Origin of the sequence: Acidovorax sp. Root219, assembly GCF_001428665.1 — a bacterium.
Lineage (GTDB): Bacteria > Pseudomonadota > Gammaproteobacteria > Burkholderiales > Burkholderiaceae_C > Acidovorax.
In genome coordinates, this window is sequence record NZ_LMIJ01000027.1 from 1 (window position 1) to 12,783 (window position 12,783).

11 protein-coding genes are annotated in these 12,783 nt (G+C 66.4%); 5 read left to right on the forward strand and 6 right to left on the reverse strand.

Going from position 1 to position 12,783, the window contains the following annotated elements; genetic code table 11:
- Positions 1–107: 107 nt before the first annotated feature.
- The gene (locus ASE28_RS23815) at positions 108–515 is read right to left on the reverse strand and encodes a heme-binding protein (protein ID WP_057203655.1); all 408 of its coding nucleotides are present in this window, start codon (positions 513–515) and stop codon (positions 108–110) included.
- 250 nt (positions 516–765) lie between these two features.
- Between ASE28_RS23815 and ASE28_RS23820 the strand changes: the two genes are divergently transcribed.
- Together ASE28_RS23820 and ASE28_RS23825 are read left to right on the forward strand one after the other, a co-directional pair.
- Positions 766–1,461 (forward strand): Bax inhibitor-1/YccA family protein, encoded by a 696-nt coding sequence (locus tag ASE28_RS23820; RefSeq protein ID WP_057203846.1) that lies wholly within the window; start codon positions 766–768, stop codon positions 1,459–1,461.
- 108 nt (positions 1,462–1,569) lie between these two features.
- Positions 1,570–1,929, forward strand: coding sequence for a hypothetical protein (locus ASE28_RS23825; protein WP_057268730.1), 360 nt, complete (start codon positions 1,570–1,572; stop codon positions 1,927–1,929).
- Between the two features lie 61 nt (positions 1,930–1,990).
- Here the strand turns inward: ASE28_RS23825 and rlmD are convergent, their stop codons facing one another.
- From rlmD to ASE28_RS23840, 3 genes are all read right to left on the reverse strand, one after another.
- Positions 1,991–3,454 carry a 23S rRNA (uracil(1939)-C(5))-methyltransferase RlmD gene (gene rlmD / locus ASE28_RS23830; protein WP_057268731.1) on the reverse strand — a complete coding sequence of 488 codons (1,464 nt, stop codon included), beginning with the start codon at positions 3,452–3,454 and terminating at the stop codon, positions 1,991–1,993.
- 68 nt (positions 3,455–3,522) lie between these two features.
- Positions 3,523–3,825: a hypothetical protein gene (locus tag ASE28_RS23835; RefSeq protein ID WP_057203658.1), complete on the reverse strand. Its 303-nt coding sequence runs from the start codon at positions 3,823–3,825 to the stop codon at positions 3,523–3,525.
- 83 nt (positions 3,826–3,908) lie between these two features.
- Positions 3,909–4,382 (reverse strand): Lrp/AsnC ligand binding domain-containing protein, encoded by a 474-nt coding sequence (locus tag ASE28_RS23840; RefSeq protein WP_057268732.1) that lies wholly within the window; start codon positions 4,380–4,382, stop codon positions 3,909–3,911.
- 125 nt (positions 4,383–4,507) lie between these two features.
- Here ASE28_RS23840 and putA point away from each other — a divergent pair, with 125 nt between their 5' ends.
- The 3 genes from putA to ASE28_RS23855 all read left to right on the forward strand — a co-directional run bounded on the left by putA (position 4,508) and on the right by ASE28_RS23855 (position 11,200).
- The gene (gene putA / locus ASE28_RS23845) at positions 4,508–8,251 is read left to right on the forward strand and encodes a trifunctional transcriptional regulator/proline dehydrogenase/L-glutamate gamma-semialdehyde dehydrogenase (RefSeq protein WP_057268733.1); all 3,744 of its coding nucleotides are present in this window, start codon (positions 4,508–4,510) and stop codon (positions 8,249–8,251) included.
- 267 nt (positions 8,252–8,518) lie between these two features.
- Positions 8,519–9,433, forward strand: coding sequence for a sensor domain-containing diguanylate cyclase (locus ASE28_RS23850; protein ID WP_057268734.1), 915 nt, complete (start codon positions 8,519–8,521; stop codon positions 9,431–9,433).
- A gap of 141 nt (positions 9,434–9,574) precedes the next feature.
- Complete coding sequence (locus tag ASE28_RS23855; protein WP_057268735.1) at positions 9,575–11,200, forward strand: PAS domain-containing methyl-accepting chemotaxis protein; 1,626 nt, start codon at positions 9,575–9,577, stop codon at positions 11,198–11,200.
- A gap of 43 nt (positions 11,201–11,243) precedes the next feature.
- Here the strand turns inward: ASE28_RS23855 and ASE28_RS23860 are convergent, their stop codons facing one another.
- On the reverse strand, positions 11,244–11,987 hold the full coding sequence (locus ASE28_RS23860; RefSeq protein ID WP_057268736.1) for a response regulator: 744 nt from the start codon (positions 11,985–11,987) through the stop codon (positions 11,244–11,246).
- A 16-nt stretch (positions 11,988–12,003) separates the two neighbouring features.
- Complete coding sequence (locus ASE28_RS23865; protein WP_057203670.1) at positions 12,004–12,702, reverse strand: helix-turn-helix domain-containing protein; 699 nt, start codon at positions 12,700–12,702, stop codon at positions 12,004–12,006.
- Between the last annotated feature and the right edge of the window lie 81 nt (positions 12,703–12,783).

Genomic DNA, 12,783 nt, shown 5'->3' on the forward strand with positions numbered 1-12,783 from the left:
GTATGGGCTATGTGCAGACAGGAAAAATGCCGCTCACTGGCTTAAGTGAACGGCATTAGGCCTCGGCCGGTTTTTTCATGGGCGCATGCCGCAGGGCATGCCGCGGTTCACAGGCCGATGGCGGCGATACCGGCGCGGGCGACCTGCGCGTCTTCGGTTGACTTCACGCCGCTCACGCCCACGGCGCCCAGGCACTGGCCGTCCTTGAGGATGGCCACGCCGCCTTCGAGCAGGCCGTCGATGGTCGGGGCGCTCAGGAACGCGGTGCGCCCGCCGTTCACGATGTCCTCATAGACCTTGCTGTCGCGGCGGCCCAGCGCGGCCGTGCGGGCCTTGGAGGGTGCGATGTGCGAGGACACGGCGGCTGCGCCATCCAGACGCTGCAGCCACAGCAGGTGGCCGCCATCGTCGACGATGGCGATGGTCACGGCCCAGTTGTTCTTGAGCGCTTCGGCTTCGGCAGCGGCGGCAATGGCCTTGACGTCGGCCAGTTCGAGTTCGTGCTTGGTTTTCATGGATGCAATGCCAGGGTTGAGGGGGCGCGCGGGGCGGCCCCGGATGGAAACCGGCAAGCATAGCGGCTACCGATGCGGCCACAAGCACTGCCTGGGGCGAAAGAATATTGACCCAGCCGGTGCAATGCCCCACCCTTGGAAAAGATCGCAAGCCCGTTGGCCGGTGCGGGTATTGCCATTTGCAGGAACGCCACCACCTAGAATTTGTCAAGTCTGCGACGTGCAGGCCACAAAGGAGAGACACAAGATGATGAATGACCAAGTCACCACCCTGGGGAGCTCTGCGGGCTATGGCATCTCGCAGGAAGAGCGCCACAAGGTGCTTCGCAACACTTACTGGTTGCTCGCACTGAGCATGATCCCCACCGTGCTGGGCGCCTGGATCGGCGTCGCCACGGGCATCACGCAGTCGCTGCGCGGCGGTGTGGGCCTGATCGTGTTCCTGGGCGGCGCGTTCGCCTTCATGTACGCGATCGAAAAGACCAAGCGCTCGGCCGCCGGCGTGCCCGTGCTGCTGGCCTTCACCTTCTTCATGGGCCTGATGCTCTCGCGCATGATCGGCATGGTGCTGGGCTTCAAGAACGGTACCGACCTGGTGATGACCGCGTTTGCGGGCACCGCAGGCGTGTTCTTCGTGATGGCCACCCTGGCCAGCGTGATCAAGCGCGACCTCTCGGGCATGGGCAAGTGGCTCATGGTGGGCGCACTGGTGCTGATGGCCGGAGCCATCATCAACGTGTTCGTCGGCTCCTCGGTCGGCATGATGGCCATCTCGGTGGCAGCCATCGGCATCTTCAGCGCCTACATGCTGTATGACTTGAAGCAGATCCTGGACGGCGGCGAGACCAACTACATCAGCGCCACGCTGGCCCTGTACCTGGACATCTTCAACGTGTTCCAGAGCCTGCTGGCCCTGCTGGGCATCATGGGCGGCGAAAGGGACTGAGCTCCTTTGGCACCGTTCCCCCAAAAGGCTCCTTCGGGAGCCTTTTTGTTGACCACTCGCAATGGTCAACCCTCAATACCGCTGGCCAGCTGCCGATAATGAGACCACATGCGCTCTACTGCCCCCTTTGTCCCCCTCCCCATCCTGCGCCTCATGGCCGCGTCCGCAGCCGCGTTGCTACTGGCCGGGTGCGACAAGATCCCGGGCCTCGGACCGGATGTGGGCGCCATCCAGCGGGAAGCCGACGCCAAGGCCATCGGCGGCGCCTGCCGGCATGCGCTGCGCGGGGTGGAAGACTGCTACACCCTCAACCCCAAGGCCACCAAGGCGGCTGTTTTCGACGGGTGGAAGGAGATGGACCAGTACATGCGCGAGAACAAGATTGAAGGCAGCCCCTCGGTGATCACCAAGGCTGCACCGCCGGAGGCGTCCGCGCGCGCCGCATCGAGGGCCGCCAGGGAAAACTGAGCGCCAAAACGAAAGGAGCCCGCAGGCTCCTTTTTTGTATCCAGCCTCCCGGCGGCGCAGGTCAAGCCCGCTCGAACACCGCCATGCTCTCCACGTGCGCCGTGTGCGGGAACATGTTGACCATGCCCGCCGCCGTGCAGCGGTAGCCAGCCAGGTGCACCAGCAGGCCCGCATCGCGCGCCAGCGTGGCGGGGTTGCAGCTCACGTAGACGATGCGCTTGGGCGGCGTCCAGTGCTCGGCCCCTGGGGGCAGCGGCGCCGCGCCCTCGGAACCGATGCGCGATTGCTCGATGTCGGCCAGCGCCCTGGCCAGCGCGAACGCGCCTTCGCGCGGCGGGTCCACCAACCATTTGTCGGCCGAGCCATCGGCAATCAGCATCTCGGGCGTCATGTCGAACAGGTTGCGGGCCACGAAATCGGTGGGCGCCAGGGCCTTGCCACCCTCGGCCACCAGGCCCTGGTTGAGCCGGTAGTTCTCGCGCGAGCGCGCCACCAGCGCCTCGCTGCCCTCGATGCCCAGCACCTCGCGGCCCTGGGTGGCCAGGGGCAGCGTGAAATTGCCCAGGCCGCAGAACCAGTCGATCACGCGCTCGTGCTTTTGCACGTCCAAAAGGCGCAGCGCGCGCGTGACCAGCACGCGGTTGATGTGCGGGTTCACCTGCGTGAAATCGGTGGGCTTGAAGGGCATGGTGATGCCGAAGTCCGGCAGCGCATAGGACAGCTGCTCACCGCCCTCGTCCATGAGCTTCACGGTCTCGGGGCCCTTGGGCTGCAGCCACCATTGCACCTGGTGGGCGGCGGCGAAATCGCGCAGCCGGGTGAGGTCGTCCGCGCTCAGCGGCTCCAGGTGGCGCAGCACCAGCGCGGTCACGCTGTCGCCGCAGGCCAGCTCGATCTGCGGGCAGGTGTCGCGCGCGTCCATCGAGGCGATCAGCGCGCGCAGCGGCATCAGCATGGCGTCCACATGCGGGGGCAGCACCGGGCAGGTCTGCATATCGGCCACGTAGCGGCTCTTGCGCTCATGAAAGCCCACCAGCACCGTGCCCTTCTTGATCACATGGCGCACCGACAGGCGCGCGCGGTAGCGGTAGCCCCAGGCGGGGCCCTCGATGGGGCGCAGCACCATCTCGGCCCGCACCTTGCCCAGGTGCCAGAGGTTGTCTTCGAGCACGCGCTGCTTGACCGCCACCTGCCCGCCCACGTGCAGGTGCTGCATCTTGCAGCCGCCGCAGGCGCCGGCGTGCAGGCCGAAATGCGGGCAGCCCGGGCGCACGCGCTGGGACGACTCGCGGTGGATCGCCGTCAGGCTGGCCTGCTCCCAGTTGTTCTTCTTGCGGTGGGTGTTGGCGGTGACGTACTCGAACGGCAGGGCGCCGTCGATGAAGACCACCTTGCCATTGGGCCGGCGCGCCACGCCCTGGGCTTCGAGGTCCAGGGACTGCACGGACAGCCAGCCTTCCGGCAGTTCTCCCGCTTCCTGCTCGGCGGGTTCATACGAGGGGGACAATTCTTTGGGTTCGCTCATCCTCCGATTGTCTCAGAGGCTGCGAACCGTCCTGCGCACCCGTCCACGGGGTGCGCGGATGCAATGGCTCAGCCGCGGTCGGCGCGCGGCGCGCGGCGCCCGCCAGGGCCGGTCATGCGGGCAGGTGCGAAGCGCGGCAGTTCGTTGATGCGCAGGTCGCAGCCATAGTTGTCCAGCGTGAACACCAGCGTGCTGCCAGGTGCCACGCGGGGCAGCACTTCGTGGACCTGGAACGACATGTCCACCGGCGGCTCGGGCGCACGGTAGATGATTTCCTTGGCCGGGCTGTAGACCACGTAGCAGGCAGCGGAGGCGGTCTGGCTGAAACATGCGGCCACCAGGGCCGCTGCGGCGAATTTGAATGCGGACATGAGAACTCCTCCTGCGACTTTCGGTATTGCGCCCATTATGGGGGCTGGTGGCGCACTCGCCAATGCAGGCGTTGCGCGCGTGCCTATCGCAACACGAGGTGATTGCTGTGCTTGACCTCCTCCATCACGGCATAGGTACGTGTCTCGCGCACGCCCGGCAGCTGCCAGAGCACCGCCCCGGCGAACACCCGGTAGGCATTCATGTCGGCCGAGCGGGTCTTGAGCAGGTAGTCGAAGCCGCCCGCCACCATGTGGCATTCCATGATCTCGGGATGCACCTGCACGGCCGCCTTGAACTGGTCGAACACGTTGGGCGTGGTGCGGTCAAGCAGCACCTCCACGAAGACCAGCATGCCCGCCCCGAGCTTGAGCGGGTTCAGCCGCGCCTCGTAGCCCAGGATGAAGCCGTCGCGCGTGAGCCGCTGCACGCGCGCCAGGACCGCCGTGGGCGACAGGGCCACGGCCTCGGCCAGCTTGAGGTTGGCAATGCGCCCGTCTTCCTGCAGGATCGACAGGATCCGGCGGTCGATACGGTCCAGATCGGCATCGTTGGTCATTGACTCTAGTGATTCATTCGTTCGATAGGCCGATTTTCGAACATTTATTCACCGCAAGTCCAGAGATGATCCATTTAGTGGGGCCCGCAGCCGTCGGGCCCGAATTTCTCACCAGAGAACCCGCCATGACCCATTCCGCCGCTTTTGCAGACTTCGCCCCACGCCCCGCCCTGACCAGCCCGCTGCGCGCCGCCATCACTGCTGCCTGCCGCCGGCCCGAGCCCGAGGCCCTGGCCCCGCTGCTGGCCCAGGCCCGCGTGCCGCAGGACATGGCCGCCGCTTCAGAGCAACTGGCGCTGCGCATCGCGGGTGCCCTGCGCCAGCGCAAGGCCGCCAGCGGCCGCGCGGGCATCGTGCAGGGGCTGCTGCAGGAGTTCTCGCTCTCGTCCCAGGAGGGTGTGGCCCTGATGTGCCTGGCCGAGGCGCTGCTGCGCATCCCTGATGCGGCGACGCGCGACGCGCTGATCCGCGACAAGATCAGCAACGGCCAGTGGGAGCCGCACCTGGGCAAGAGCCCCTCGCTGTTCGTCAACGCCGCCACCTGGGGCCTCTTGATCACCGGCAAGCTGGTGGCCACGCACAGCGAAGGCAGCCTGGGCGCCTCGCTGGGCCGGCTCATCGGCCGGGGCGGCGAGCCATTGATCCGCAAGGGCGTGGACATGGCCATGCGCATGATGGGCGAGCAGTTCGTCACCGGCGAGACCATCGCCGAGGCCCTGACCAACGCCCGCCGCATGGAGGCCGAGGGCTTTCGCTACTCCTACGACATGCTGGGCGAGGCGGCGCTGACCACGGCCGACGCCGAGCGCTACTACGCCTCGTACGAGCAGGCCATCCACGCCATCGGCAAGGCATCGGCCGGGCGCGGCATCTACGAAGGGCCGGGCATCTCGATCAAGCTGTCGGCCTTGCACCCGCGCTACAGCCGGGCCCAGTTCGCGCGCGTGATGGACGAGCTCTACCCCCTGGTGCTGCGCCTGACCGAGCTGGCCAAGCGCTATGACATCGGCATCAACATCGACGCCGAGGAGGCCGACCGGCTGGAAATCTCGCTCGACCTGCTCGAGCGCCTGTGCCATGAGCCCAGCCTTGCCGGCTGGAACGGCATCGGCTTCGTGATCCAGGCCTACCAGAAGCGCTGCCCGCATGTGATCGACTTCGTGATCGACCTGGCCCGCCGCACCCGCCGCCGCCTCATGGTGCGCCTGGTCAAGGGCGCCTACTGGGACAGCGAGATCAAGCGCGCGCAGATCGACGGCCTGGCCGACTACCCGGTCTACACGCGCAAGGTGCACACCGACATCTCCTATGTGGCCTGCGCGCGCAGGCTGCTGGCCGCGCCCGAGGCGGTGTACCCGCAGTTCGCCACGCACAACGCCGAAACCCTGGCCTCCATCTACCACCTGGCGGGCAGCAACTACTACGCGGGGCAGTACGAGTTCCAGTGCCTGCACGGCATGGGCGAGCCGCTGTACGAGCAGGTGGTGGGCGCCATCAGCGCCGGCAAGCTGGGCCGGCCCTGCCGCATCTACGCCCCCGTGGGCACGCACGAGACGCTGCTGGCCTACCTGGTGCGCCGCCTGCTCGAGAACGGCGCCAACACCTCCTTCGTGAACCGCATCGCCGACGAGACCATCGCCCTGGCCGAGCTGGTGCGCAGCCCCGTGCAGGTGGTGGACGAGGCCGCCGCCCGCGAGGGCACGGCCGCCCTGCCCCACCCGCGCATTCCGCTGCCGGGGGCGCTGTACGGCAACGGCCGCGCCAACTCGCAAGGGCTCGACATCGCCAGCGACGCCATGCTGGCACAGCTGACCGCCACGCTACAGGCCAGCGCGCTGCAAGACTGGAAGGCCGGCCCGCTGCTCGCCACCGATGCGCCCACCGGCCCGACCATCCCCTTGCGCAACCCCGCCGACCTGCGTGATGTGGTTGGCCAGGTGCAGGAAGCCACGGCCGGCGACGTGGACCAGGCACTCAAGAACGCACAGTCGGCAGCCCCCGCGTGGGCCGCCACCGCCCCAGCCGAGCGTGCCGCCACCCTGCAGCGCACGGCCGACCTGCTCGAAGAGCGCATGCAGCCCTTGATCGGCCTGTTGATGCGCGAGGCCGGCAAGAGCGCCAGCAACGCCATCGCCGAGGTGCGCGAGGCGGTGGACTTTTTGCGCTACTACGCGGCCCAGGTCGAGAGCACCTTCGACAACGCCACGCACATTCCCCTGGGCCCGGTGGCGTGCATCAGCCCCTGGAACTTTCCGCTGGCCATCTTCATGGGCCAGGCGGCTGCGGCGCTGGCCGCCGGCAACCCGGTGCTGGCCAAGCCGGCCGAGCAGACGCCACTCGTCGCCGCCGAGGCCGTGCGCCTGCTGTGGCAGGCCGGAGTGCCGCGCGGCGCGGTGCAGCTGCTGCCCGGCCAGGGCGAGACCGTGGGCGCGCGCCTGATCGGTGACGACCGGGTGATGGGCGTCATGTTCACCGGCTCCACCGAGGTGGCGCGCATCCTGCAGCGCACCATTGCCGGCCGGCTCGATGCCGCAGGCCGCCCCATCCCGCTGATCGCCGAGACCGGCGGGCAGAACGCCATGATCGTGGACTCCTCGGCCCTGGTGGAGCAGGTGGTGGCCGATGCCGTGTCCTCCGCCTTCGACAGCGCTGGCCAGCGCTGCTCGGCCCTGCGCGTGCTGTGCGTGCAGGAAGATGCAGCCGACCGCGTGGTCGAGATGCTCAAGGGCGCCATGGGCGAGCTGCGCATGGGCAACCCCGCAGCGCTCGCGGTGGATGTGGGCCCGGTGATCGACGCCGAGGCCCAGGGCGGCATCAACAAGCACATCGAGGCTTTCAAGGCCAAGGGCGTCTCCGTGTTCCAGCACTGCCGCAGCGATGTTGCCGAGGCAGCGCAGGGCACTTTCGTGCCGCCCACGCTGATCGAGCTCAACGCCATCAGCGAGCTGCAGCGCGAGGTCTTCGGCCCGGTGCTGCACCTGGTGCGCTATGCACGCACGGACCTGGACCAGTTGCTCGACCAGATCAACGCCACCGGCTATGGACTGACCCAGGGCGTGCACACCCGTATCGACGAGACCATCGCCCGCGTGGTGGACCGCGCGCACGCCGGCAATGTCTACGTCAACCGCAACATGGTGGGCGCCGTGGTGGGTGTGCAGCCCTTTGGTGGTGAAGGCCTTTCGGGCACCGGCCCCAAGGCCGGAGGCCCGCTGTACCTGCTGCGCCTGCTGGCCGAGCGCCCGGCCAACGCACTGGCGCAAACCTTTGCCGCCGCCGACCGCGCCGTGCCCGCCGACATGGCTGCACGCGACCAACTGCTCATGCCCCTGCGTGCGCTGGAACGCTGGGCGCAGATGCAGGGCCATGCGCCCCTTGCCGCCACCTGCCGCCGCTTTGCCGCCGAAAGCCAGAGCGGCACCGCACGCACCCTGCCCGGCCCCACGGGCGAGCGCAATGTCTACAGCCTGCTGCCGCGCGCCACCGTGCTGTGCATCGCCACCACGCAGGACGAACTGCTGACCCAACTGGCCGCCGTGCTCGCCAGCGGCGGCAAGGCCGTCTGGGCCGATGCCCACACCGCCCTGCGCACCACGCTCCCGGCCGAGGTGCAGGCACGCATCAGCACCACCGGCAATGCCCTGGCCGACGGCAGCATCGAGTTGGCCGCCGTGCTGCACCACGGCAGCCCCGACGAACTGCGCAGCGTGTGCGAGCAGCTCGCCCGCCGCCCCGGCCCCATCGTGGCCGTGACGGCCATGGCCCCGGGCAGCACCGAGGTGCCGCTGGAGCGCCTGGTGATCGAGCGCGCGCTGAGCGTGAACACGGCGGCGGCCGGGGGCAATGCGAGCCTGATGACGATCGGATAGAACGCACAAGCCCAGCACATGCCAACCCTTCATCGGGGCTGGCAGCTGGGCGCGGATATGCCACGCAGCGCAATTGGCTGCCAAGCTTGTCGGCCCACCCCGCGGGTGGGAGGGGTCACTGATTCAGCAGCACCCGGGCTACGCGCACGCAAGACTTGATGCACGTCAAGCCGGTGAACCTGCACTTGGCCGACCATGGGAAGGTACCCGGACCCACAACGGTTCCGGTGCACCGCCCAGGAGGGCAACCCCAGAACTCAGCGCCCCATGAACCTTTGCGAGCTCATCGTCACACAGGCGCCGGACGGCGTCCTGTTCGTATCGGACGCCGGCACCATCGTGCTTGCCAACGAGGCGCTGTGCACGCTGTCAGGCTACCAGCCCCATGAACTGCTGGGGCAATCCGTCGAGCTCTTCTTGCCGGCCGACCTGCGCCGATTGCATGTCGAAAACAGGCAGCGCTATGCGAGTGAACCCCAACGCAGACCCATGGGAACCATGGGAGATCTGACCCTGCTGCGCAAGGACGGAACCAAGGTCCCGATAGACATCGCACTGAGCCGCGTGGATGGCGAAGGCCATGTTGGCACCATCGCCTTTGTTCGAGACACCAGTGAGGCGAAGCAGTCCGAACGGCAACTGCAGCACCAGGCAACGCACGACGCACTGACGGGCCTGACCAATCGCTGGCTGTTCAGTGAGTACCTGCGTCACGCCATCGCGCATGCACAGCGCGCTGGCCGGCGGGTCGCGCTGCTACTGCTGGACCTTGATGGCTTCAAGTCCGTCAACGACACCTTCGGCCATGCCATTGGAGACAAGCTGCTGATCGATGTGGCCGGGAGCCTGACAGCCCAAGTGCGTGCCAGCGACGTCGTTGCGCGCATTGGCGGCGACGAGTTTGTCGTTTTGCTGCGCGAGGTCGACGAGCTATTGGACGCAGTCATGGTGGCCACCAAGCTCATCGCCGCGCTCTCAAGCCCTCGCAACCTCGATGGCTTCCCGGTTCAGACTGGCTGCAGCGTGGGTATCGCCATGTACCCCATGGATGCGCAGGAGCCCGAGGCCTTGATGCACTGCGCCGACCTCGCCATGTACCACGCCAAGGCCCAAGGCCGGGGGCGCAGCATCGTGTTCACGCCCGAAATGTCAGCGTCGACAACTTCCAGATTTGCCCGATAGCCTCCCACGCCCCAAATGCGCCACAGGAAAATCATATTTGACATTGTTATCAAATGAAACCATCATTTGAATCACAAAACTGGTAGCCACTCTGATGGCTCTGGCTTTGAGTTACCCACCATACAGACCTAAAAGCCACCCATGCGCAACAATCTGCCCATCACACAGCGGGAGTTCACTTTCTCCCCCGAGGAAACACTCGTGTCCGTGACCGACCTCAAGGGGCGCATCACCTACTGCAACCACGCATTCATCCAGGTCAGCGGCTTCCAGCGCGAGGAACTGCTGGGCCAGCCCCACAACCTGGTGAGGCATCCCGACATGCCCTCCGAGGCATTCCGCGACATGTGGGAAACGATCCAGGCCGGTCTGCCATGGACCGGCCTCGTCAAAAACCGGCGCAAGGACGGCGACCACTACTGGGTGCAGGCCAACGCCACCCCCATGATGGATGGCACCCAGATCACCGGCTTTCTGTCGGTGCGCACGGTTCCCAGCCGCGATCAGGTCCGGTCGGCCGAGGCGCTGTACACGCAGTTCAAGCGACAGGAAGCGACAGGGCAGCGGCACCTGGGGCTCCAGGGTGGCCTGGTGGTACGCAAGGGCTTGACCGGATGGTTCAAACGGCTGAGCCAGCCCACCTTGGCCACGAAGCTGGCGCTGACACAAGCCGCAGCGATTGCCGCAGCAGTGAGCCCGCATTTTCTGGGCGCACCGGCTTATGTGGTGCTGGGTGCAGCGCTGCTGGCGCTGCTGGCCAGCGCCTCGCTCATCCGCGCCTTTGCAGTCAGTCCCCTGCATCGCCTGGTCAGGGATGCCAACCGCCTCGCATCCGGTGACCTGTCCCGCGGCGTGGAAACTGGTGCCTCCGACGTGGTGGGGAAACTGCAGCAAGCACTGAACCAGCTCAGCGTGAACCTGCGCACGGTCGTGAGCGATGTCCGCCAGGAAGTGGGGCATCTGGATGTGGCCGTGCAGGAAATCGCCTCCGGGAACAACGACCTCTCCTCCCGCACGGAGGCGCAGGCCAGCAGCCTGGAGCAGACGGCCGCGTCCATGGAAGAGATCAATGGCACGATCCAGAACAGCGCCACCTCGGCAAGCCAGGGAGCCCAGATGGCCCACGCCACCTCCGAAGTCGCCCGGCACAGCGACGAAGCAGTCCAGAACCTGGCGGACACCATGCAAGGCATCGCCGCATCGTCCAAACGCATCGAAGACATCATCCAATTGATCGAAGGCGTCGCGTTCCAGACCAACATCCTGGCGCTGAACGCCGCAGTGGAAGCAGCGCGGGCGGGAGACCAGGGGCGCGGCTTCGCGGTCGTGGCATCCGAAGTGCGGGCACTCGCTCAGCGCACCACATCGGCCGCCAAGGACATCAAGGAACTCATCGTCGAGTCTGGTGCGCGCGTCACGGCAGGTGTGGCCAGTGCCGGCCAGGCACGCGAGCGGATGCAGGCGGTCCTGCAGTCGATTGGAAAGGTGAACACCGTGCTCGATGAGATCAGCACTGCCGCAGGCGAGCAAAAGGTCGGCGTGTCCCAGATCAACGAGGCGGTAGCGCACATGGACTCCATCACCCAACAGAACGCCGCGATGGTGGAAGAACTGGCAGCGGCAGCTCAATCGGTCTACGGCCAGGTGCAGGGCGTCAGCAACTCCATGCGCCTGTTCCGACTGAGGACCGGTGAAGTGTCACTGTCCCAAATGGATGCTGTGGCTCTTCGGCGCGCCGGCAACGCCAGCCAGTTGGCCATCGATTGATGCATCCACGACCACCCACCGGTATGGCGCACCAGGCCGCGTGTCAGCCGATCAATCTGCGGCGCACCTGGTACCAGGCAGTGGCCGAGGCCTGCGTGTCACCAGAGGCCGCCAGCGCTTCCAGCTGTTTTGCCACCAGGCCGTCCTCTGCCCAGCCCAAGGTGCGGAACACCGTGGACAGACTGTGCGACAAGCGCTGCAGCCCCGCGAGATCGCCCGCATGCAATGCGGCATCACCCGCCACCAGATCGTGTTCAAACTGCACAAGGCACTTGGCCCGGTACGCACGGAACAGGGCGGCGTCGCCGCCAAAATAGGCAAGTACCGCGTCGCTCTCGGCGCAGCTGGGGTCGGCAGGCTGCGCCGGCACCTCTGCTGGCGGCGGCGCTGCATCCTGTCCCGCAAATGCCTCCAGTACGCAGGCCTGCAACTGGGCAACCGACGCCGGCTTGCGCAGAATGCGCCATATGCCACGGCCTTCAAGCCGCGCCTGCTTGTCCAGGTTCACACCCGCGCTGAAGATGACCAGCCTGGCGCCAGCAAGCAGCGCGGGCTCGGAATGCAACCGCTCCACCAGATCGTAGCCCGACAAGCCGGGGAGCATCAGGTCCGTGATGACCAGCCCCACAGGGCCCTTGTGCAGCACGGCCAAGGCGCTTTCCACATCGCCGCAGACGGTCAGATCCACCCCCTCGTCTTCCAGCGCCATGTCGATGAAGCGCGCAATCGAGGCATCGTCTTCCACCAGCAACACGCGCCGAACCGGCACAACAGATGCGTTGGTCATGGAACCCTCGCTGCGCTCAGGACGCGGCCCTGACTTCCGCACTCTGGGCAAGAAGCGCTGGCAACTCGGCCACCAGCCGCGGCTTGTGAATCACGTTCACCCCCTGCAACGCAAACGCATAGGGCGCGCGCTGGGATTCGTCCAGCGAGGTCACGACGATGAGGCGGCTGCGGGCGAACTGGGGATGCGAGCGCAGCGTCGTGATGAGGGCCGCGCCATCGATTCCGGGCAGCAGAATGTCCACGATCAGGATATCGGGCTGGATCTGCCCGTACATCGCCAGCCCGGTGATGCCGTCATTGGCAATGTGCAACTGCCATGCCGGAAAGTGCTGCTCCACCAGCAAGGACACCAGGTTCTGGAAGTGGATGGAGTCCTCGATCAGCAGCACCTTCATATCACCAGGCGCCTGCACTCGCCCATCTGCAAGCTCCGGGATCGGCATGGCCGTGTGCCTGAAAGGTTCATGCGCTGCGGCCGCTGAAAACTGTGCATCGGCCGCAGGCACCGGTCCGCCAGAGCGCGAACGCAACCACTGCTCCACCGAGCGGCGCGAAATACGCCGGTGCCCGCCCGGCGTCTTCCATGCCTGGAGCTCGTTGCGGTCGACCATCAGTTGCACGGAGCGCACGGCCATTCCGAGCATCCGTGCAGCCTCAAAGGTCGTGAGCTGATCGGCGGCAGATGAAGTGTCTAGAGATTTTTCAGTTTTCATGGCTGCACCATTTTACTTGCAAATCATTTTTATTGAAGGCGCTTGCAAATGATTTAAATGATTGATATGATTCATCAACAG